General features: G+C 64.6%; 16 protein-coding genes. 4 read left to right on the top strand and 12 right to left on the bottom strand.

Annotated features, from left to right (window positions below; all coding sequences use genetic code 11):
- Positions 1-72: 72 nt before the first annotated feature.
- Together dnaK and grpE are read right to left on the bottom strand one after the other, a co-directional pair.
- Positions 73-1,986, bottom strand: a complete 1,914-nt coding sequence (dnaK, locus tag ABWL39_RS09735; protein WP_367789761.1) for a molecular chaperone DnaK — start codon at positions 1,984-1,986, stop codon at positions 73-75.
- 146 nt (positions 1,987-2,132) lie between these two features.
- Positions 2,133-2,666: a nucleotide exchange factor GrpE gene (grpE, locus tag ABWL39_RS09730; RefSeq protein ID WP_367789972.1), complete on the bottom strand. Its 534-nt coding sequence runs from the start codon at positions 2,664-2,666 to the stop codon at positions 2,133-2,135.
- A 447-nt stretch (positions 2,667-3,113) separates the two neighbouring features.
- Between grpE and aceA the strand changes: the two genes are divergently transcribed.
- The 3 genes from aceA (at position 3,114) to ABWL39_RS09715 (ending at position 7,694) form a co-directional block, all read left to right on the top strand.
- On the top strand, positions 3,114-4,412 hold the full coding sequence (gene aceA / locus ABWL39_RS09725; RefSeq protein WP_367789758.1) for an isocitrate lyase: 1,299 nt from the start codon (positions 3,114-3,116) through the stop codon (positions 4,410-4,412).
- Between the two features lie 157 nt (positions 4,413-4,569).
- Positions 4,570-6,741 (top strand): malate synthase G, encoded by a 2,172-nt coding sequence (locus ABWL39_RS09720; protein ID WP_367789755.1) that lies wholly within the window; start codon positions 4,570-4,572, stop codon positions 6,739-6,741.
- A 200-nt stretch (positions 6,742-6,941) separates the two neighbouring features.
- On the top strand, positions 6,942-7,694 hold the full coding sequence (locus ABWL39_RS09715; protein ID WP_367789752.1) for a flagellar brake protein: 753 nt from the start codon (positions 6,942-6,944) through the stop codon (positions 7,692-7,694).
- 68 nt (positions 7,695-7,762) lie between these two features.
- Here the strand turns inward: ABWL39_RS09715 and ABWL39_RS09710 are convergent, their stop codons facing one another.
- Positions 7,763-8,419, bottom strand: a complete 657-nt coding sequence (locus ABWL39_RS09710) for a type II secretion system protein (protein WP_367789750.1) — start codon at positions 8,417-8,419, stop codon at positions 7,763-7,765.
- Positions 8,420-8,603: 184 nt separating this feature from the next.
- Between ABWL39_RS09710 and ABWL39_RS09705 the strand changes: the two genes are divergently transcribed.
- Entirely contained in the window at positions 8,604-10,301 is a 1,698-nt protein-coding gene (locus ABWL39_RS09705) for an ATP-binding protein (RefSeq protein ID WP_367789747.1), read from the top strand.
- Between the two features lie 6 nt (positions 10,302-10,307).
- Here ABWL39_RS09705 and ABWL39_RS09700 read toward each other — a convergent pair whose 3' ends face one another.
- Genes ABWL39_RS09700 through mshL form a run of 9 tightly spaced genes read right to left on the bottom strand, consistent with a single transcriptional unit; the run spans position 10,308 to position 21,351 of the window.
- Positions 10,308-11,060 (bottom strand): type II secretion system protein, encoded by a 753-nt coding sequence (locus ABWL39_RS09700; protein WP_367789744.1) that lies wholly within the window; start codon positions 11,058-11,060, stop codon positions 10,308-10,310.
- Positions 11,057-12,295 (bottom strand): hypothetical protein, encoded by a 1,239-nt coding sequence (locus ABWL39_RS09695; protein WP_367789741.1) that lies wholly within the window; start codon positions 12,293-12,295, stop codon positions 11,057-11,059. The genes ABWL39_RS09700 and ABWL39_RS09695 overlap by 4 nt, the downstream gene beginning before the upstream one ends.
- Positions 12,296-12,324: 29 nt before the next feature.
- A complete protein-coding gene (locus tag ABWL39_RS09690) occupies positions 12,325-12,693 on the bottom strand; it encodes a hypothetical protein (RefSeq protein ID WP_367789739.1) in 369 nt (122 codons plus the stop codon).
- A complete protein-coding gene (locus ABWL39_RS09685) occupies positions 12,690-13,313 on the bottom strand; it encodes a hypothetical protein (protein ID WP_367789737.1) in 624 nt (207 codons plus the stop codon). Before ABWL39_RS09685 ends, ABWL39_RS09690 begins: the two co-directional genes overlap by 4 nt.
- The gene (locus ABWL39_RS09680; protein ID WP_367789734.1) at positions 13,310-14,914 is read right to left on the bottom strand and encodes a hypothetical protein; all 1,605 of its coding nucleotides are present in this window, start codon (positions 14,912-14,914) and stop codon (positions 13,310-13,312) included. The genes ABWL39_RS09685 and ABWL39_RS09680 overlap by 4 nt, the downstream gene beginning before the upstream one ends.
- Positions 14,914-16,125 carry a type II secretion system F family protein gene (locus ABWL39_RS09675; protein WP_367789731.1) on the bottom strand — a complete coding sequence of 404 codons (1,212 nt, stop codon included), beginning with the start codon at positions 16,123-16,125 and terminating at the stop codon, positions 14,914-14,916. The genes ABWL39_RS09680 and ABWL39_RS09675 overlap by 1 nt, the downstream gene beginning before the upstream one ends.
- Entirely contained in the window at positions 16,125-17,831 is a 1,707-nt protein-coding gene (locus tag ABWL39_RS09670; protein WP_367789728.1) for a GspE/PulE family protein, read from the bottom strand. The genes ABWL39_RS09675 and ABWL39_RS09670 overlap by 1 nt, the downstream gene beginning before the upstream one ends.
- Positions 17,828-19,459, bottom strand: coding sequence for a tetratricopeptide repeat protein (locus ABWL39_RS09665; protein ID WP_367789725.1), 1,632 nt, complete (start codon positions 19,457-19,459; stop codon positions 17,828-17,830). Before ABWL39_RS09665 ends, ABWL39_RS09670 begins: the two co-directional genes overlap by 4 nt.
- Positions 19,460-19,461: 2 nt before the next feature.
- A complete protein-coding gene (gene mshL, locus ABWL39_RS09660; protein ID WP_367789722.1) occupies positions 19,462-21,351 on the bottom strand; it encodes a pilus (MSHA type) biogenesis protein MshL in 1,890 nt (629 codons plus the stop codon).
- Positions 21,352-21,364: the final 13 nt, after the last annotated feature.

Genomic DNA, 21,364 nt, shown 5'->3' with positions numbered 1-21,364 from the left:
GGGTGCCGCGCCGAGCGCAACGACCACAATCCGGCCAGAACGTCACACCACTCGCGCGGCGGACGACCGGGCTTAGCCCTTCTTCACCTCTTCGAATTCAGCGTCGACCACGTTGCCGTCATCGCCCTTGCCGGCATCGGCACCAGGTGCCGCGCCGCCTTCCGGCTGCTGCTGCGCGTACATCTGCTCGGCGAGCTTGTGCGCGGCAGTAGTCAGCGCTTCGGCCTTGGCATCGATATCGGCCTTGTCGTCACCCTTCACCACGCCTTCGGCATCCTTCAGCGCGGCTTCGATCTTGGCCTTGTCGTCGGCGCCGATCTTGTCGCCGAACTCGCCGAGCGACTTCTTCACTGAGTGGATCAGGCCATCGAGCTGGTTACGCGCAGTGACGAGCTCCATCAGCTTCTTGTCGTCGTCGGCATGCGCTTCGGCATCCTTCACCATGTTCTGGATTTCTTCCTCGGACAAGCCCGAGTTCGCCTTGATGGTGATCTTGTTTTCCTTGCCGGTGGCCTTGTCCTTGGCCGACACGTGCAGGATGCCGTTGGCGTCGATGTCGAAGATCACCTCGATCTGCGGCATGCCGCGCGGTGCAGCCGGGATGCCCTCGAGATTGAACTGGCCCAGCGACTTGTTGGCATGGGCCGTCTCGCGCTCACCCTGCAGCACGTGAATGGTCACGGCGCTCTGGTTGTCGTCGGCGGTCGAGAACACTTGCGAGGCTTTGGTCGGCACCGTGGTGTTCTTCTTGATCAGCTTGGTCATCACACCACCGAGCGTCTCGATACCGAGCGACAGCGGGCTCACGTCGAGCAGCAGCACATCCTTCACATCACCCTTCAGTACGCCGCCCTGGATCGCGGCACCAACGGCCACGGCTTCGTCCGGATTCACGTCGCGACGCGCTTCCTTGCCGAAGAACTCCTTGACCTTCTCCTGCACCTTGGGCATGCGGGTCTGGCCGCCGACCAGGATCACGTCGTCGATATCGGTGACCTTGAGGCCGGCATCCTTGATCGCGATGCGGCAAGGCTCGATCGAACGCTCGATCAGGTCTTCCACCAGGCTCTCGAACTTGGCACGGGTGATCTTCACCGCCAGGTGCTTGGGCCCAGTCGCGTCGGCCGTGATGTACGGCAGGTTGACTTCGGTCTGCTGGCCCGACGACAGCTCGATCTTGGCCTTCTCGGCCGCTTCCTTCAGGCGTTGCAGCGCCAGCACGTCCTGCTTCAGGTCAACGCCGGAGTCCTTCTTGAACTCGCCGATGATGTAATCGATGATGCGCTGGTCGAAGTCTTCGCCGCCCAGGAAGGTGTCGCCATTGGTCGATAGCACTTCGAACTGGTGCTCACCGTCGAGCTCAGCGATCTCGATGATCGAGATGTCGAAAGTACCACCGCCCAGGTCGTAGACGGCGATCTTGCGGTCACCCTCTTTCTTGTCCATGCCGAAAGCCAGCGCTGCCGCGGTCGGCTCGTTGATGATGCGCTTCACTTCGAGGCCGGCGATGCGGCCTGCATCCTTGGTTGCCTGGCGCTGGCTGTCGTTGAAGTAGGCCGGCACGGTGATCACCGCTTCGGTCACTTCTTCGCCGAGGTAGTCTTCGGCGGTCTTCTTCATCTTGCGCAGCACGTCGGCCGACACCTGCGGCGGCGCCAGCTTCCTGTCGTATACCTTGACCCAGGCGTCGCCGTTGTCAGCCTTGAGGATTTCGTAAGGCATCAGGTCGATGTCCTTCTGCACTTCCTTTTCCTCGAAGCGGCGGCCGATCAGGCGCTTCACCGCAAACAGCGTATGCTTCGGGTTGGTCACTGCCTGGCGCTTGGCCGGTGCGCCGACCAGGATCTCGCCGTCTTCCATGTAAGCGATGATCGACGGCGTGGTGCGCGTGCCTTCCGAGTTTTCAATCACCTTCGGCTGGCCGTTCTCCATCACTGCCACGCAGGAGTTGGTGGTGCCGAGGTCAATACCAATAATCTTGCCCATGTTTTCTCTTCCTTTCGTCACGCTGCGTATCCCGCAGCGCGGTTGAATCCGAATAACCCTGTTTCAGAAATGGGGTGTTCGCACCACATTTCAAGCCCGGCTGCAAGCCGCCTCTGGAGCTGCCTGCAGCCGGGCTGTAAGCCGCATCAATCCTTGGTCTTGGCGACGACGACCATGGCCGGGCGGATCACGCGGTCAGCGAGCTGGTAGCCCTTCTGCATCACATTCACCACGGTATTGGGCTCGGCGTCGGCCGGCACCACCGAGATGGCCTGGTGCTTATGCGGATCGAGCTTCTCGCCCATCGGGTTGATCTCGCTCAGCTGCACCTTGTCGAAGGCGTTGACGAGCTGCTTGAGCGTCATCTCGACACCGACCTTGATGTTCTCGATCGAGCTGTTGTCCTTGAGCGCCATCTCGAGGCTATCCTTGACGGCCAGCAGGTCGGTCGCGAATTTGGCAATCGCATACTTGTGTGCGTTCTGCACGTCTTCGTGCGCACGGCGGCGGATATTCTCGGCGTCAGCCTTGGCACGCAGCCATGCGTCGTGGTGTTCCGCAGCCTTCAATTCGGCGTCGCGCAGCAATTCCTCGACACTGGGCATGATTTCCGGTGCATCGATCGATGGGTCGGCGCCAGTCTGCTGAGCCTTGTTCGTCCCGTCTTCCTGGGGGTGCATATCGTTGGAGCCTTGCATCTCAATCCCTCGTAACAAAAGGCATGTTCAAACACATGGCAGACAAATCGGGACAGGCATAGAAAATTTCAATAGCCATGATAGAAAAAAGTGTAATACACTCGTTTCAAACGAGCGTTTGCTTTTCAGGGTTCGTACTTAGGGGATAGCCCCTATTGCATGAAAACGGTCGTTTTAAACGTTATGGTTGCTGCACTGCACATAACGCGTCTATAATCGGGCCACCAAAGCTTTAGGTCACGACCACGGCAGACCAATCCGAACAGCCGTGCGCCACCTGGGAAGCGTTAACCACGCCGCCCGCCAAAGCTGGCCAGACTCGATCTCTGGCGCCTCCCGTGAAGCGTGTCGCAGCCATTGGCAGCGGCCACCGATTGATGCCATGCATCAATCTTTCAGTCACTCTTTACTCTCTTGGGGATCAACTAAATGACTACTCGCGAAGAACGCATTGCCGCGATTCAGAAAGACTGGGACACGAATCCGCGCTGGAAAGGTATCAAGCGTGGTTACACTGCTGCTGACGTCGAGCGCCTGCGCGGCTCCGTCCAGAACGAATACAGCCTGGCTCGCCGTGGCGCCGAGAAGCTGTGGAACCTCGTCAACAACGAGCCGTACATCAACTGCCTGGGCGCCCTGACCGGCGGCCAAGCCATGCAGCAAGTCAAGGCTGGCATCAAGGCCATCTACCTGTCGGGCTGGCAAGTTGCTGCTGACAACAACGAATACTCCGCCATGTACCCGGACCAGTCGCTGTACCCGGTTGACTCGGTACCCAAGGTCGTTGAGCGCATCAACAACGCCTTCACCCGTGCTGACGAAATCCAGCACTCCAAGGGTGTTGAGCGCGGCGACGCTGGCTTCGTTGACTACTTCGCTCCGATCGTTGCTGATGCTGAAGCCGGTTTCGGCGGCGTGCTGAACGCATACGAACTGATGAAGTCCATGATCCGAGCTGGCGCGGGTGGCGTTCACTTCGAAGACCAACTGGCTTCCGTGAAGAAGTGCGGCCACATGGGCGGCAAGGTTCTGGTTCCGACGCAAGAAGCCGTTCAAAAGCTGATCGCTGCACGTATGGCTGCTGACGTTTACGGCGTACCGACCCTGGTTATCGCTCGTACCGATGCTGAAGCTGCTGACCTGCTGACCAGCGACTACGACGAAAACGACAAGCCGTTCCTGACTGGCGAACGCACTGCCGAAGGCTTCTACAAGACCAAGAAGGGTATCGAGCAAGCTATCAGCCGCGCGATTGCCTACGCTGACTACGCTGACCTGGTATGGTGCGAAACCGGCACGCCGGACCTGGCTTTTGCCAAGAAGTTCGCCGAAGCCGTTCACGCCAAGCACCCGGGCAAGCTGCTCGCTTACAACTGCTCGCCTTCCTTCAACTGGAAGAAGAATCTGGACGATGCAACCATCGCCAAGTTCCAGCGCGAGCTGGGCGCAATGGGCTACAAGTACCAGTTCATCACTTTGGCCGGTATCCACAACATGTGGTACAACATGTTCGACCTGGCGCAAGACTACGTTGCGCGCGGCATGTCGGCTTACGTCGAGAAGGTACAAGAGCCGGAATTCGCAGCACGCGACCGTGGCTACTCCTTCGTTTCGCACCAGCAAGAAGTTGGCACCGGCTACTTCGACGACATCACCACCGTAATCCAGGGTGGCAAGTCCTCGGTTACCGCGCTGACCGGTTCGACCGAAGAAGAACAGTTCCACTAAGCCTGACGGTTTATTCGGAATGAAAAAACCGCACGGGGCGACTCGTGCGGTTTTTTGTCTATCGCATCACAGACCGGGCTGAGCCTGCCGCTGCCGCGCCTGCCGTTGGCCGCGCCGCCCCCCCAGCACCGCGTCGCACAAGCATGAGACTCCCACCATGACCACACGCATTCAGCACGGTGGCCTTGAGATCGCCAAGGAATTGCATGATCTCATCGTCGACCGCATCCTCCCGGGCACCGGCATTGGCGCCGCAGCCTACTGGGCAGCATTCGAACAAATCGTTGCCGACCTGACGCCGAAGAATCAGGCCCTGCTCGCCAAGCGCGACGACCTGCAGGCCAAGATCGATGCCTGGCACCGTGCCAACCCGAAGCTCGACTTCGCCGCCTACAAGGCTTTCCTGGTCGAGATAGGCTATCTGCAGCCGGAAGGCGCCGACTTCGACATCGCCACCGAGAATGTCGATGAAGAAATCGCCGTGCTCGCCGGCCCACAGCTCGTGGTGCCGGTCAAGAACGCCCGTTACGCGCTAAACGCTGCCAATGCTCGCTGGGGCAGCCTGTACGATGCACTGTACGGCACCGACGTGATCAGCGACGAAGGCGGCGCCGAAAAGGGCAAGGGTTACAACCCGGTCCGTGGCGCCAAGGTCATCGAATACGCACGCAACTTCCTCGATGAAGCCGCCCCGCTGGCTGCTGCATCGCACAAGGATTCGACCAACTACGCCGTTTCCGACGGCAAGCTCGTCGTCACGCTGAAGGGTGGCGAACAGGTCGGTCTGGCGCAGCCCGAGAAGTTCGTCGGTTATACCGGCGACGCAGCCAACCCGACCTCCGTGCTGCTCAAGAACAACAACCTGCACGTCGAGATCCAGATCGATGGCGACAGCCCGATCGGCAAGACCGACCCGGCCCGCATCAAGGATGTCGTGCTCGAAGCCGCCGTCACCACGATCCAGGATTGTGAAGACTCCGTCGCGGCAGTCGATGCCGAGGACAAGGTCGAGGTCTACGCCAACTGGCTCGGCCTGATGAACGGCTCGCTCGAAGACACCTTCGAGAAGGGCGGCAAGCAGGTGACCCGCCGCATGAACGGCGACCGCGTATTCACCGGCGCGCAAGGCCAGGAACTTCGCCTGCACGGCCGTTCGCTGCTGTTGCTGCGCAACGTGGGTCATCTGATGACCAATCCGGCCATCCTGTACCAAGGCGAGGAAGTGTTCGAAGGCATCATGGATGCCATGGTCACCGCGCTGATCGCCAAGCAGGACATCCTCGGCCAGAACAAGCTGAGCAACTCGCGCACCGGCTCGATGTACATCGTGAAGCCGAAGATGCACGGCCCGGAAGAAGTCGCCTTCGCCGTCGAGCTGTTCGGCCGTGTCGAAGACGCCATCGGTCTGAAGCGCAACGCGCTGAAGATCGGCATCATGGACGAAGAGCGCCGCACCTCCGTCAACCTGAAGGAATGCATCCGCCAGGCCAAGGACCGTACGATCTTCATCAACACCGGCTTCATGGACCGTACCGGTGACGAAATCCACACCTCGATGGAAGCCGGCGCCGTGGTGCGCAAGGAAGCCATGAAGCAGGAAAAGTGGATCGGCGCCTACGAGAACGCCAACGTCGATGTCGGCCTGGCCTGCGGCCTGCGCGGCAAGGCGCAGATCGGCAAGGGCATGTGGCCCAAGCCCGACCTGATGAAGGAAATGGTCGCCACCAAGCTCGGTCACCCGAATGCCGGCGCCAACTGCGCGTGGGTCCCCTCCCCGACCGGCGCCACGCTGCATGCGATGCACTACCACAAGGTCAACGTGCAGGCTCGCCAGGAAGAGCTGAAGAGCCGCATCAAGGCCTCCGTGGACGACATCCTGACCATCCCGCTGGCACCGAGCACCGACTGGTCGGCAGACGAGATCCAGTCGGAACTCGAAAACAACTGCCAGGGTATCCTCGGCTACGTCGTGCGCTGGGTCGACCAGGGCGTGGGTTGCTCCAAGGTACCGGACATCCACAACGTCGGCCTGATGGAAGACCGCGCCACGCTGCGCATCTCCAGCCAGCACGTGGCCAACTGGCTGCGCCATGGCATCTGCACAGAAGCGCAGGTGATGGACGTGATGAAGCGCATGGCCGCCATCGTCGACCAGCAGAACGCCAGCGATCCTCTGTACATCAAGATGGCAGCGGACTTCGACGGCAGCGTGGCCTTCCAGGCCGCGTGCGAACTGGTGTTCGAGGGCGTGAAGCAGCCTAACGGCTACACCGAGCCGGTGCTGCACCGTCGCCGTCGTGAGCTGAAGGCCAAGCTCGCTGCCAAATAAGCGCCAAGGCCAGGACGAGTCGACCACGATGGCAAACTCGTCCCGGCCGGCGCCAGTGCAGGATCAAGCCCCTACCGGAAACGGTAATTGGGTTACAATGAAGACGCCCGGCGCAAAACCGGGCGTTTTTTCGTTGGCCCGGTGCGGAACGGCACGCAGTGCTTAAAGAAACCACCGGGCACGCCGATTGATGTACAGACATGACCGACGACTCCACAGCACCCAAACCGATCTCCGACGCAGCCGACATTCACCAGTTCGAACTCACGTCGGTATTCGACATTGCCCATACCCTGCGGCAACTCATGGTCAAGCATGAGCTTATCGCCGTCTACTTTCATCATGGCGAACATTTCACGCTGACCACGATCGTCGGCGTCGATCAGAAGGCCCAGGTGTTTTACATCGACCAGTCGGGCAGCGCCGACGTGAATCGGCGATTGCTGCAGTCCGAGCGCAATGTGTTCGTTGCGACACCCGATGGGATCAAGCACCAGTTTGCCTGCGCCGCGGTCAAGGCCGTCACGCATGAAGGGCACCAGGCCTTCCAGCTGCCGCTGCCGACCTCGCTGATCAAGCTGCAGCGGCGCGAGTATTTCCGCATTCACATGCCCATCGTCAACCCGCAGCGCTGCAAGCTTTTTGACCACCCGGCAGGCAGGCAGGAATTCCCGCTGCACGACATCAGCCTGGGCGGCCTGTGCCTGACCATGCCCAACCCGCGCGCCGACTTCCAGGTGCTCGACCGTTTCGAGGATTGCACGCTCGACCTGCCGCAGTTTGGCACGCTGCGCTTCGGCCTCGAGGTGCGCAACCGGCGCGTCGAGCGGCAACGCAACGGCAACGAGGTGCTGTATATCGGCTGCCAGTTTCTCGAACTATCGCCAAGCCAGCAGAATGTGCTGCAGCGCTACATCACGCAGCTGCAGAAGGACATGATGAACAAGCCTTGAGTTTGTTCTGCCACGCGAAAACAAAAAAGGCGCCCGCAGGCGCCTTTTTCATTCATGTCATCCCGGCATCAGGGGAGAACACGTACCGCCAGTGTGACCTGCCCGGTCTGGGTGCTGGCGTAGCAGTCGGTCGTCGCATCGTAGCTCGTCGCACCGCTAGGGCCGGCTGTAGCGCTCGAACGAACCGTACCGGTGGTCGGGTTGCCATCGTCGATCGCGCGATCGAGGGCACAGACGTGGCGGATATCGACGTTACCGGCACCCGGCAAGGCAGCCAGCGGCGCAGGCGTCTGATTGTTGCCGACCATCACGTAGGCGACGTTGGCATCGCGGCGCTGTGCCGCGTTGGCTGCAGTCGTCGTGATGAACCAGTTGTTGCCCCACGGCGAGCGCAGGTCCGCCTGTTGCAGCATACCCGAGTTGATCAGCAGGTTGATGGCAGAGCCGGCCTCTGCGTTGGCGTTCAGCATGCCGTTGGCGGTGCCGCCGGTACACACGTTTCCGGTAGTGACGAAGGTGCCGCAGCCATCCCCCACCACCGTGTTGTAGCGTTCGAAATAGGTATTGATCGCAGCCTGGACCTTGGTCACCTGTGCCGATGCGTTCTTGACCTTGGCGCCGTCGATCAGATCGCGGCCCTTGAATACCATCCCCAGGATCAAGCCAATCACGACCAGTACAATGGCGAGCTCGACCAGGGTGAAACCGTTGTGCTTGCGTTGCATAAGCTATCCTCATCATGGAGCAACTAGACGCAACCCCTTACGCAAACACTGTGCCAGCGGCTGCGAAGCAAAAACGGCAACAATCCGCCCGATCCGCCCGACATTCTGACGGGACGCCGACAGCGGCTGTCGGGTTTTCGACAGTGTCGTCATATCGCCAACACAGGCGCTACACTCCGTTCCTATGCCGACACGACTCCGACGCCTGAACCGCCCGCTGGCCGACACGCCGCCCTCGATCGCATCCGTGCTGATGCTGGCGCCCCTGCACCTGCTGCTGGTCGGCGCACTCGATCGGGAATGGACCTTGCCGCTGCTGCTGATCCACTTCGGGCTGTTCCTGCTGTGGCAGCCCGTGCTCAACCGCCGGGCGGTGCTGCGCGGCTGGCAGACGCCGGCCATCCTGGCCGTGGTGGGCGTGGCGGCCTATCTGGCGACATGGTGGACGCTGTCTATCTGGCTGGCGATCCTGCTCGCGCTGACGGCCGGCCAGTCCTTGTCGGGGCAGCGCACGCCCCCGGTCAATCTCGGTGTCGGCGTCTACCTGCTGACGATGGCGCTCACCGTCGCGCTCCCCAGCGCGGTCGGCGTCGCCCTGCCTGCCAGGCTTCACACCCTGGCCCAGTGGGGGCTGCCGCTGCTGGTGATCCTGGCCGCGCTGCGCAGCCACCGGCTGGCGGTGGGCCCGGCTGATCGTCCGCTCGATTTCGTCTATAGCCTGCTGGTATTCCTGCTGGTGTCGCTGATCGGCCTGGGCGCCGTGGTCTGGCACCAGCAGACCGGCGCGCCCTTCTTCATCGCGCTGGCCGAGGCCATGCTGCTGGCAGCGCTCGCGCTGTATGGGCTGTCGCGGCTGTGGTCGCCGGCGCGCGCAAACTGGGGGATCGCCGATGTGTTCTCGATCCACCTGCTCGGCCTCGGCACGCCATTCGAGGAATGGCTCGCCCGGGTCGGCGAGTTGCAACGCCAGGCGCGCGACCCCGATGAGTTCCTGAGCAAGGCGCTGGAACAGCTGGCGACGCAGCCGTGGGTACAGGGCTTGCAGTGGCAAGCAGGTCAGAGGCAAGGCGGGCTCGGCGTCATGACGGCACATCACCTCCGCAGCGAGGCGCCGCCGCTGCAACTGACGTTATCTGTCAACCGGCGGCCGGGCCCGGCGCTGCAGCTGCACGTCAAGCTGATCACCCAGGTGCTGGCCGAACACTATCTGGCCAAGGAGCGCGAAGAGGTCATGCGCGTCAACACCTACAACCAGGCCATCTTCGAGACCGGCGCGCGGCTCACCCACGACGTCAAGAATTTGCTGCAAACCTTGAAGACGCTGTGCTCGGCGGCCGAGCACACCAGCGACGACGAGGCGCCGGCCCTGCAGGCGCTGGTCAAGCGGCAACTGCCGGCGATCACCGAGCGGCTGGAAGGCACGCTGGACAGGCTGCGTCACCCGACGGCCCAAGGCAGCGAGCTCAAGGCGGCGAAGGACTGGTGGCTGCGCGCGCAGGACCGCTGGCAAGGGCACGGCATCAGCTTCGCGGCCAGCACGCTGCGCGGCCACGATACGCTGCCGGCGGAGCTATTCGACAGCGTGCTCGACAACCTGCTGCGCAATGCACTGGCAAAACGCGACCAGCAGCCGGTCGTGGAGATACGCGTGGCCATGCGCTGGGAGGGCGGCATCAGCCTGAGCGTCGAAGATAGCGGGCACGCCATCCCCGACGAGGTCACCACGCGGCTGTTCCGCCACCCGGTCGCCTCGCAGCGCGGCGGCATGGGCGTGGGCTTGCATCATGTGGCCCAGTTGGCGGAACAATCAGGGTATCGGCTCAGGCTTGATCAGAACGAGCCCGGCGGCGTGTTGTTCCGGCTGGCACCTCATCACTCATGACTGGCACTAGGACGGCAGGCGGCCGGCCGTTACCAGTCGCGACACGATCAGCTCTTTAGGCAACCAGACGACGAGATCGTCGTAACTGCTGTTATCGCGCGGATGGCTGACGAACACGGCGTCGCCATTCGCGTTCTCCATCTCGTCGGCAGTCCCCCCGGCGGTCGGGATCTGCGTGCCGCTTGCGGTATAGGCACCATAGCCATTCTGGCCGTGCGAGACGATGGCCGCGGGCACGCCGGTGGCAAGCGCAATGGCCCCGCCGCCGCTACGGTCGTTGACCGTGATATTGCCGGTCGCGCACATCGCGATCGACGACAGTGCCGGCGCAACACCGGCACAGCCCGGCGTGCCAGCGGCAATGGTGTCGGCAAAGGCCGGCGCGACGCGGTAGGTATAACGCCGCCCCCAGGCATCAAGTTGCTTCACACCCAGCGTAGCCCACGGTAGCGCTCCCTCTGCATTGGCGCAGGCGTTGCCGGCGAGTTGTTCTGTACCTTGGTTGCCGACCGGGTCGGCCGGACAAGGCAGCCGCCCGTTTTGCATCACGAAGCCTGCGATTGCCTCCTTCGCCTCATCCATGGCACGCTGCGTGGTCACCACGCGCTGCTGCTCATACTGGCTGTTGAGCGAAGGCAGGAATGCCACCAGCAACAGCGAGATCACCACCATCACGATAGCCAGTTCCAGTAGCGAAAACCCGCTGCTGTCGTAGCGACGCAAGGAACGAACGTACCGCTCGCGTAAAAACTGGCTCATGGGATCGTCACCATCTGATCGTTGGATGTGGCGGAAGGAGGAACGGTCACATCGGCGCCAGGCCCGCTGCCGCTCCAGCCGCTCTGGTTGGCCGTGTCGTCAAGGTAGTTCCGCAGCGCATAGGGTGCACCTCTGACCTGCCCCGCCCGGGCTGCCCCCATCGCAATCAGCACGGCCTGTTTCGGCCCAACACCGGTAACTGTCTGAGCGGCAGTGCAATTTGGTGCCGCATTCAACCCTACCGCGTAATACACCAGACGATACCAGTGATTGCGCCCAATCCACGTTGCCGACATCGCCGGCAACTCAGGCAGGATGCCGCGACACACGGACGGAGCCGACTGGCAGGTGGTGGTGGTGTCATTGTCGCGGCAGTCCGGGTCGTTGAATTGCGCCGGATTGGGCAGCGAGCCAGGCGTCAGCATGCGCTTTACGGAAGTCAGCACGCGGCGTTCCACACCCGGCATGACATCGGCAACGGTCAGCCACACCAGACGGTCGTTGAACGTGGCCGATGGCGCGCCGCTGATGAACGGCCCGGTGTTTTTTGCATTGTTGATGCCTGTCGATGCCTCCAGGTAGTTATCGGCGCAACGTTGTCGCGGCCGGCTTGTCCCGCCAGTGGCGCCGCACACCGCATTGCCCGCGGCCCTGGATTGCCCGGCCAGCGCCCCGCCTGGCGCGAAGATCACGGCGATGGCACTGCTGCTCAGGTCGGTCACGCCATCCTCAGCCTTCACCTTCAGCACGGCGACGGTGTCGCTGTTGATCGGCTTGCTGTCATGTGCCCCAAACGCCAGGCCCCATTTGAAGGCGCCATCAACGGCATACCACAGTGGCGCGCCGGCGGAATCGGTAAGTGGCCCGGTGCCGACGGTCCGCCAGGGGAAATAGCCGAGATCGCCAGGAGAACAGGTCGCCGCCGCCGTGCCGAACAAGGGGCTGCCAGGCAGGTTGGTCATGTCCGGGCACGGCATATCGCCCGGCCGCGCCGACACACTGGGCTGATCGGTCGGATTGCGCATCACGGACCAGGCAATCAGCCCCCGCTTTGCCTCGGCCAGCGCACGCGTCGTTACCTCGTCGTGCCGCATCCGCTGGATGGCGGACGAGGCGATGCTGCCAGCCAGCACCAGCGCAAAGGTTGTCATCAGGATAAGCAACCCCACCAACAGCGCTGCGCCACGTTGTGCGGCCAGAGGGCGGGACTGACTGCGTGCTTTGGAATCGAACATACCCGTTTGTCGAGCAAGAAAAGTGCCAGTCAACGACCAGCTGAAACCGTCGCGGCCGCCGAGGCGTCTCCCGGTCGCACCACCAGGTTACGTCCGTCGGGCAGATGAAGCTGAACACTGTGTTTTCCAGAATCGACCCCCATGACAGAGACGCCACCAGGCGCGTGATCGACCGCCGTGCTGGTGCCGTTCACCCAAACCACGGGGCGGCCGCCCCGCTTGGCGACATAGCCATCGACCCTCACATTGCCGACATGCCGGACCTCGGACACCCCCCGCGCCATCGCCTGGCGCTCGGCCGGCGAAAAGAACAGTCGTCCCAGGCTCTCGTCGGCGCTCGGTGCCGCCTGGCTCAGGCTCGCGGCGCACAGCATGATGCAGGTCAGCAGCCCCCTCATTGCGGCGTCTCCTCGGCGGCGGTCGCCGGCTTGTCGAAGCTGATCAGCAGCAGCTCGCAGACTGCGCCGAGCCCGAGCGAGTCGGCCTTGTCCGCGTCGCGCGCCACATGGCAGGCCTTGAGCAGTGTCAGGCCCTTGATGTCATGCCGCACGGCACGGATCAGCTCGCGGATCTGCTCTTCATGGCGTGCACCGAAGTTGAGCCGCAGCGTGCTGGCGTATATCGGCAACTCCTGCGCGCTGCCGAACTGGGCCGGCAGCGCCTTGCGCGGTTCGATTTCATACTTGAGGCCAAGCTCGGGCGAGCCGCGGGCAATCTGTTCGAGCGCCTCGGCCCACTGCAGGCGGTCTTCGGCGCCGACGATGCCGGCCTGTTGCAAATCGCGGAATCGCCGGTCGTAAGCACTCCAGTCGCGGTGGGCCACCTCGGCACTCTCGACGCCGGCAAGCGCCTGCGACAGGCGGCCTCTCGCCTCGGCAAGCTCAGCCTCGACCCGGCTGTGGTAATACCAAGTGCCGGCAACGGCGCCGGTGACGCACACTACGGCCGTGCCGAAGATGAGCAGCGGGCGCAGCAGGCGCCTGAGCTCGTCGCGCGAAAACCTGAATTCGGCGATCACGGCTTGGCCTCCCACTTCCATTCGACCTGAAACGCACCGGTGGCGGCGTTGTCCTGCGACAGATCGGGCCGGTCGAGCTTGCTCGTCGAGCGTGCGTCGAGCGGCGGCTCCAGCTGCGCGACCGCTCCGCGGCTCCGCGTGGCCAGGCCGTCGGCGAGCTGGCGCAGGCGGTAGTCGGTCTGGCGGTAACGGGTGTCGTTGAGGTCGACCCGGCCACCGATCGCCAGGAATTCGTACAGCGTATCGCCGGGTGCCACTGTGGCAGGCTGGCCGTCGCCCCCGCCCCCGCCCTCGGCCGGGGTGGCGGCTGGCGACGCGGCCGTAGCCCCGCCTTCGGTCAGGCGGATCAGGCTGGGCTGGCCGTCCACCGACCAGTCCAGCGAACGCAGGGCCAGTTGGGGGTAGGCCTGGAAGTCGCGGCCAAACATCGCCCAGCGGGCGAACATGTCCGGCCAGCGGGCCTTGAGCGAATCGACTGCCATCACCGTCGCCTTCATCACGTGCGGCGCCTGCTCGCTCGCCGGCGGCTGGATGGCGAGTGCCTGCTGCTGGACCTGCCGTATGCGCGGGGCGACCGCGTCGAGGTCGTCCTCCCGCGCTTCTGCGTTCAGCCACTCGTTGCCGGCCCAGGTCAGGCCGATCACCGTCCCCGCCACGGTGGCGATGGTCAGGCCGCGCGCCGCCTGCCAGAGGCGGTAGAAGCGCCGCCGCTCGGGCGGGGCATAGTGGTTGCGCCAGCCGTGCTGCCCCAGGGCTCGCAGCAGCACCTGCGCCAGCCCGGCATCGTCGGCATGGCTCTGGGTACGGAAGTGCTGCGCCACCTCGTCGAGCAGGATGGCCTGATAGGCTACTCCTTCCGTCGCGGGCAGCGCGGACAGGGCGGACTCGTCGAGCCCGTCGGCCGTCACCACCAGGGTCTGCATCGTTTCGCCGCGCTGGATCAGCCTGAGGCTGGCGGCATACTGCCGCGTGCGCTCCGCCTCGACGCCAATGCGCTCGACCAGCAGCGCCGGATTCGCATCGTGTATCGGCGTCAGGCGCGAGAATTTGAGCTCGCCCGCCTTGTAGAACGATTGCCGCAGGCCGCTCTCCGGCTGCCAGCTGGCGATCAGCACCGGCTCGTGGCTCAGGTCATGGTGCCTGGCCAGGGTGATACTGAGCAGCGTGAGCGAATGCACGCCGGCAAGCGGCATGGCCGCCGCGTCCAGCCTGTCGAGCCAGGGGTCGAGCCGGGCGTTGTTGGAAATCGCCGACAGCAGCAGGCGGTCGTCGCGGCGCCCTCCCTGTTCCCGTCCCTGCATCCAGTAGTTGGCGTAGCGCGCGCCACGGAAATGGGTTTCCAGCTTGCGCTTGAGCATGGCATGACGCTCGCGACCGGCGACGTGGGGGGCCGTGTCGATGGCGAAGTCCTCCTCCACCACATCGAGCAGCACATGGCACATGGCGCCTTGCTGCGCGGCCAGCAGCGCGGCGAAGGCCGCGTGGCCCGCCTCGTCGTTGCGGAATTGCCCGGCCGGCGCCAGGCGCTGCTGCTGCCAGGTGTAGGCGTGCAGCGCATCGTTGCACAGCAGCAGCAGGAGTTTCTTGCGCGGCCCGAACATCAGTGCGTCCCGATCTTGCTGATGAGATCGAATACCGGCCCCAGCACCGACGACATGATCCACGCCATGATGATGCCGAGCACCACGGTCATGGCCGGCTCGATCATCACCTGCACGCGCTCGATCGATTCGCGCACGTCGCGGTTGTAGAAATAGCAGACGTTGAGCAGGGCGCGGTCGAGCTGGCCGGTGTTCTCGCCGACCTTGAGCATGCGCACCACCAGCGGCGGGAACAGGTTGACCTGCTCGAAGCCCGCAGCGATGCCGGCGCCCTCGCTGATCAGGCGCCGGGTGCGCCTCAGGCCGTCCTCGATCACGCGGTTGCCGACGATGCCTTCGAGCACGCGCAGCGACTCCAGCACCGGGATGCCGGCCGAGAACATCAGCGCAAAATAGCTGGCGAAGCGCGCCAGGATGATCTTGCGCAGGATCGCCCCGACGGCGGGCACGCGCAGCTTGTAGCCATCGAAGGTGTAGCGGTAGTTGGCGTCGTACTTGAGGCGCCAGGCGATCCATCCCCACACGGCAAACGGCAACGCGATCATCAGATACCAGTAGTCGCGCAGGAAGGCCGACAGGTTGACGAGTATCTGCGTCTGCAGCGGGATCGCCACCTGCAGCGACTTGAACAGCTCGACCAGCTGCGGCACCAGCCAGAACAGCATGAACAGGAACACACCCAGCACCAGTACCGTCACGAAGGCCGGGTACATGATGATCTTCTTGGTCTGCGCGGCCAGCTCGTCCTGCCACTTGAGGCCGTCGGTCAGGTCCTTGAGCACCTCGGGCAGGCGCCCGGTGGTCTCGCCGGCACGGATCAGGTTGACGAACACCGCGTCGAACACCTTCGGATGCAGCGCCATCGCCTGTGACAGCTGCAAGCCGCCTTCGATGCTGTCGATCAGGTTGGCCACCACCTCGCGGAAACGCGGGTGATCGACGCTGTCGCGCAGGTCGGCGAGGCCATCGAGTATCGGTACGCCGGCACGCGTCAGCTGCTCTAGGTGAAAGCAGAAGGTGATCAGCTCCTGGCGCTTGATGCGGCCGCCGCCGGCAAACCGCAACATGCCGGCCGAGGCCAGGCTGAACGAGATGAGGTCGAGCCCCATGCGCGACAGGCGCTGCTCGAGGTCGTCCGGGTTGGCGGCATCCATCTGTCCGCTGATGCGGCCGCCGGCATTGTCGATGCTCTTGTAGCGGTAGATCGGCATCAGTGCACCCTGTCGGTCAGGTCCACCACGCGGCTGATCTCGTCGAGGCTGGTGATGCCTTCGAGCACGCGGCGGATCGCATCATCGGCGAGCGTGCGGAAACCCTTGTCCAGCGCGGCCTGCTTGACCTCACGGTTAGTGGCGCGGCGGGCGATCAGCTCGTCGAGCTCGGCATCCATGCGCAACAGTTCGAGGATGGCCAGGCGGCCCTTGTAGCCCTGGTGATCGCAGGCGGGGCAACCGGTGGCCTGGTAAATCGTCGGCGCCGCCAGCCCCGTGTCGAGCCCCAGCAGCATGCGCTCAAAATCATCAGGCGCGTAGGCCTGGCGGCACTGCGTGCACAGCTTGCGCACCAGCCGCTGAGCGATGATGCCGATGATGTTGCCGGCCATGATGTCGGGCAGCACGCCGATATCGAGCAGGCGCGGGATAGCGCCGATCGCCGAGTTGGTGTGCAGCGTGGTGTACACCTGGTGGCCGGTCATCGCGGCGCGGAAGGCCATCTCGGCCGTCTCCTGGTCGCGCACCTCGCCGACCAGGATGATGTCCGGGTCCTGCCGCATCAGCGAGCGGATACCGTTGGCGAAGTCCATCTTGGCCGCCTCGTTGACGTTGGTCTGGCGGATCATCGGCATCGGGTATTCGACCGGGTCTTCGAGCGTCATGATGTTGACGCCCTCGGAGTTCACGTAGTTGAGGATCGAATACAGCGTGGTGGTCTTTCCCGAGCCGGTCGGGCCGGTCACGAGGATGATGCCCTCGGGCCGCGCGATCATCAGCTTCAGCACCGACAGCAGGTCGGGCGGCAGGCCGAGGCCGTCGATCGGCACCAGCCCTTTGAGCCGGTCGAGAATACGCAGCACGATGTTCTCGCCGTGCACCGTGGGCTGCGCCGCGACGCGGAAATCGAGCGGGCGGCCGAGCAGGGTCAGCGAGATGCGGCCATCCTGCGGTGCGCGCGTCTCGGCGATGTTCATGCCGCTCATCACCTTGAGCCGCACCGCCATGGCCGGCCAGTAGGTGCGGTGCAGGCTGCGCACCTGGCGCAGCACGCCGTCGATGCGATAACGGATGCGCAGGAAGCTCTGCTCGGGCTCGAAGTGGATGTCCGACGCGCCCTTCTGCACCGCATCCGACAGCAGCGCGTCGATCAGCCGCACCACCGGCTGGCTGTATTCATCGCCGCCGTACTGCAGGCTGGCGTAATCGACCTCACCGGTCTCGATCTCGTTCAGGATGCCGTCGATCGACAGCTCGTAGCCGTAATACTGGTCGATGGCGCGCTGCACGTCCGACTCGGCAGCGAGCATCGGCTCGAGCGCGAGCGCATCGTTGACCAGCAGGCGGATCTGGTCGAGCGCGACCAGATTGTTCGGGTTCGCCATGGCCAGACGCAAGGTCGCGCCATCGCGCGAGAAGCCGATCGGGATGGCGAGGAAGCGCTTGGCCAGGTCCTTGGGAATCAGCCGGATCGCAGTCGGATCGACCACCACGCGGTTGAGGTCGACGCTCTCCTGGCCCAGGTTTTCCGACAGCGCCTCGCGCAGCGTCGCTTCCGACAGGAAGCCCAGCGCCACCAGCTGCTTGCCCAGCGGGACGCCGGTGTGCTTCTGCTCGCGCAGTGCGATCTGCAGCTGGTCGGCGCTGATCACCCCGCGCTGGACCAGCAATTCCCCCAGGGGCAGCTTGGTTCTGACCACGCTCATTGTTTCGCGGCACCCTCGCGCGTCAGCGCCGCGATGCGCTGCTCGGCCACGGCTGGCGGGAAGCGCGGCGTGCGGCGCTCTGCCAGCGCTTGTGCCTTGCGGTAATAGTCGAGCGCGGCCTTGGGCTGGTCGATGTGTTCCAGGCTGACGGCCAGGTTGAACGCAGCGTCGGGATTATCCTGATCGAGCGTGAAGGCGCGGAAGTAGGCCTGCTGCGCCTCGCCCCAGCGCTGCTGGCTCGCGTACAGGCCAGCCAGCTCCTGCGCCAGCTCGGCGCGCTCCGGCTGGGCCTCGATCAGGCCGCGCAGGCGCGCCTCGCGGTCGGCCGGTTGCTGGCTGCGGCTCACCGCAGCCAGGCCAGCTTGGGCATCCGGGTCCTGCGGGTTGGCGGCGAGCACACGCTGGTACCACTGCTGCGCCTCGGTCATCCGTCCCTGCCGGGCAGCCACCGCCGCCAGGCCGAGCATGGCATCACGGCTACCGGGATCGTCGGACAGGGCCTCCTGGTAGGCCGTGGTGGCCGCCGGCAGATTGCCGGCCTGGTAGGCGGCATAGCCGCGGCGCACCGGCTGCATTACGGCTTGCTCGGCTTGGCCCGGCACGAAGCGGACTGCCGATGGCTCGTTCCGTTCGCGTTGCGGCCGTGCGGCGGCCACCGGTGCCGGCACGGCGCTCGCCTTGGCCTCGACGGCGGGCGAGCCGTCAGGCGCGGCATGCCTGCCCTTGGCGGGACCCAGCACGGGGGCCGCCGTGGCGTTCGTGCTAGTAGCCGGGGCTTCGGCCGGCGATGGCTTGGCGGCTGCCGCTGGCGCCGCTTGCTCTGCCGTGCCGGGCGGCGCGGGCGGCGGGTTGGCCTCGTCAGCCGCGCCGCGGGTAGCGACGCTGGGCGGTAGCGCGCCGAACAGCGTGATGCTGCCCGGTGGCTGCATCTGCCACCACAGGTAAGCCGCCGCACCCAGCACGGCGACCCCACCGCCCAGGGCCAGCAGCAAGGTGCGGTTCAAGGGTTCGCGCGGGCGCTTCGCAGCGGCCACCACGCGCTTGGCGGTCTCGCGCTTGTCCTGTTCGGCGGGCGACGGCGATGCCGGCCCGGCTGCTGCCGGTTTGGCCGCAGCGGCCGGCGCAGGCGCAGGCGTAGGTGTCGGTATCGGTGTCGACGGCGTCCCCAGCGGCTCTGCGCCGAGGCTGGGCGCGGCCTTCTCGAACAGCGGCTTGCGCGGTGGCGGCGCGGCCATGGCGGCCTCGGCCGATGGTGCGACAGCGGGCCTGGCCTCGGCGACCTCGGCCGGCGACACGGCAGCCGGCGCGGTGTCGATAGGCGCGACCGTGGGAAGCGGCGCCGGCGGCGGGGCCTCCAACGTCAATTCGAGTGGCTGGCGCTCCGGGGTCAGCGCTGGTGGCAGCTCTGGGCTCGGCTCGGCGGTGTCAGCCAAGGTCCAGGATGGCGATGCCTCGATACTTGCGGGCAGAGTCGGCTCATGCGCCGGCAACACCGCATCGGCGGTCGCTACCGGCGGCGTGGCCTCGACGTCGAGCGCGGGGAAGCCGGCCGGCGCCGGCTCTTCGGCCTCGACATGGCGACGCTTGGCCGCCTCGGCGCGGCGCAGGGCATCCAGCAACAGGCTCATCGTTACTTACCCCCTATGCCCAGGATCGGGGTCGCGATCTCGTCCGGCTTGCGGTTGAAGAAATCCTTGTCGGCCATATAGCCCTTGAACTGCGCCAGATCGCCATTGAGGCTCGGGTCGTTGACCAGCACCGGGCGCAGGAAGATCACCAACTCGCCCTTGGTGGTGGTGTCGTTGCGCTGCGAGGTCAGCGTGCCCAGCATCGGCAGGCGGGAGACCCAGGGCAGACCATCGCGCTTGTATTCGATCTTGTCGCGGATCAGGCCGCCGAGCACGGCCACCTGGCCGCTCATCAGCTTGAGGGTCGATTCCATCTCGCGGACTTCGATCTCCGGAATCAGGTTGTCGAAATCGACCTTGAGCAGACGCGGCACCGGGTCTTGCTTGTAGCCGGTGATGTTGGAGATGGTCGGGCGGATATTGAGCGACACCGCGCCAGACTCGGATATCTGCGGCGTCACGCTCATCACCACGCCAACCGGCACGGTGTTGATGACCGAGGTGTATTCCCGTTTTTCCGGGGTGGTGCTGGTCGCGTCGGTAATCTTGATGTCGGTGGTGAAATAGACCTTTTCCTCGACCACCTTGAGCAGCGCCGGCTGATTGTTGAGCGCCATGATCTTCGGGCTCGAGATCACCTTGGTCTTGCCAAAGCTCTCCAGCAGCTTGATCGTCGAAGCGAAGGTGCCGCTGAACAGCCGCGGGTTGGCGATATTGAAGGTGAACGCGGTGAAGGGCGCGTTGTTGAGCGTCGATGGCGTCAGCGACACGCCGCCATTGGTGTAGCTGCGCGTGCCTTCGGCGATGCGCGACCAGTCGATGCCCGACTGGAACTGGTCGGACAGGTCCACCTCGAGAATGGTCGCCTCGATCAATACCTGGCGCTGCGCGCTGCTCGTCACCTGCTGCAGGAAACGCTGAATTTCCTTGTGCTGGCGCGCGGTGGCCACCACGGTGACCGTCCCCGTCTCGGCGTGGACAATGACGTTGCGCTCTTCGGGCGAAGCGCCGCCTGCCGCGGCAGGTGCTGCGGCAGGCGCGGCGGCCGGCTCGGCAGCAGCATCGGCCTGGCGCAGCTGGTCGAATAGTCTGGAGGCGCCGGCCCCGGCGCGTGCGGCAATCTCGGCATCCTGCCGCACCCCGTCCTTCTTGGCCTGCTGGCCGGCCTCGGCCTGGGCCAGTTGCTCCGGGCTCATGCGTTCCCGGGCCCGCTTGGCTTCCAGCTTCTCGCGCCGGGCGAGTTCCTGCTGCCTGACAGCCGAGGTCGACTCGAGAATCGCCACCAGCCCGTTGCGCACCGATGTCCAGAACTGGTTCTCGGACACGTTCACCAGATCGGCGTCGGAGGCATTGCTCGCCGTCGAGCTGTTGCCGCCGCGGGAGGCATTGACGGTACCGCCGGTAGAAGCGATCGAGGTAGCGATGGCGATGCGGCTGTTCATCTTGCGCGCCATGTTCACGTAGTCGACCTGGTAGTGCTTGACGAACGCGGTTTCGGGCATCACGGCCAGATCATGGCCATTGAGCTCCCAGCGCATGTCGACCTGATTGGCGATGCGTTCGAGCAACTGCGGCAGGGTCTGGTTGATGGCGTTGAGCGTGACCTTACCGTCGATGCCGGGATGGATGTCCACATTCACCTTGGCATCGCGCGCCAAGGCGAACAGCAGCTCGTCCACCGGCACGTTGTTGACGACCACGCTGTACACCTCGGCCTTGGGCGCCGGCTTTGGCACCGGCAAGGCCGGCAGGGCAGCGACTGGCTGCGGGATGTCGTCGGCACGCGGCACCGGGGCCGAAAGATGGCCGCCATCCGGGGTCAGCGGTTGGGTGACACCGCAGCCGGCGAGCATCAGCAGCGGCAACAGGCGCGTGGAGACGGGAAAGCGCATCGCTATTTAGTAT

Source organism: Chitinivorax sp. PXF-14 (assembly GCF_040812015.1).
GTDB lineage: Bacteria > Pseudomonadota > Gammaproteobacteria > Burkholderiales > SCOH01 > JBFNXJ01.
The sequence above is the reverse complement of the archived record's forward strand: the minus strand, read 5'-3'. Positions and strand labels throughout refer to the sequence as shown.

Coding starts and splice junctions, on each gene's coding strand:
- dnaK (WP_367789761.1), bottom strand. CDS start 1,986: ATGGGCAAGATTATTGGTATTGACCTCGGCACCACCAACTCCTGCGTG.
- grpE (WP_367789972.1), bottom strand. CDS start 2,666: ATGCACCCCCAGGAAGACGGGACGAACAAGGCTCAGCAGACTGGCGCC.
- aceA (WP_367789758.1), top strand. CDS start 3,114: ATGACTACTCGCGAAGAACGCATTGCCGCGATTCAGAAAGACTGGGAC.
- ABWL39_RS09720 (WP_367789755.1), top strand. CDS start 4,570: ATGACCACACGCATTCAGCACGGTGGCCTTGAGATCGCCAAGGAATTG.
- ABWL39_RS09715 (WP_367789752.1), top strand. CDS start 6,942: ATGACCGACGACTCCACAGCACCCAAACCGATCTCCGACGCAGCCGAC.
- ABWL39_RS09710 (WP_367789750.1), bottom strand. CDS start 8,419: ATGCAACGCAAGCACAACGGTTTCACCCTGGTCGAGCTCGCCATTGTA.
- ABWL39_RS09705 (WP_367789747.1), top strand. CDS start 8,604: ATGCCGACACGACTCCGACGCCTGAACCGCCCGCTGGCCGACACGCCG.
- ABWL39_RS09700 (WP_367789744.1), bottom strand. CDS start 11,060: ATGAGCCAGTTTTTACGCGAGCGGTACGTTCGTTCCTTGCGTCGCTAC.
- ABWL39_RS09695 (WP_367789741.1), bottom strand. CDS start 12,295: ATGTTCGATTCCAAAGCACGCAGTCAGTCCCGCCCTCTGGCCGCACAA.
- ABWL39_RS09690 (WP_367789739.1), bottom strand. CDS start 12,693: ATGAGGGGGCTGCTGACCTGCATCATGCTGTGCGCCGCGAGCCTGAGC.
- ABWL39_RS09680 (WP_367789734.1), bottom strand. CDS start 14,914: ATGTTCGGGCCGCGCAAGAAACTCCTGCTGCTGCTGTGCAACGATGCG.
- ABWL39_RS09675 (WP_367789731.1), bottom strand. CDS start 16,125: ATGCCGATCTACCGCTACAAGAGCATCGACAATGCCGGCGGCCGCATC.
- ABWL39_RS09670 (WP_367789728.1), bottom strand. CDS start 17,831: ATGAGCGTGGTCAGAACCAAGCTGCCCCTGGGGGAATTGCTGGTCCAG.
- ABWL39_RS09665 (WP_367789725.1), bottom strand. CDS start 19,459: ATGAGCCTGTTGCTGGATGCCCTGCGCCGCGCCGAGGCGGCCAAGCGT.
- mshL (WP_367789722.1), bottom strand. CDS start 21,351: ATGCGCTTTCCCGTCTCCACGCGCCTGTTGCCGCTGCTGATGCTCGCC.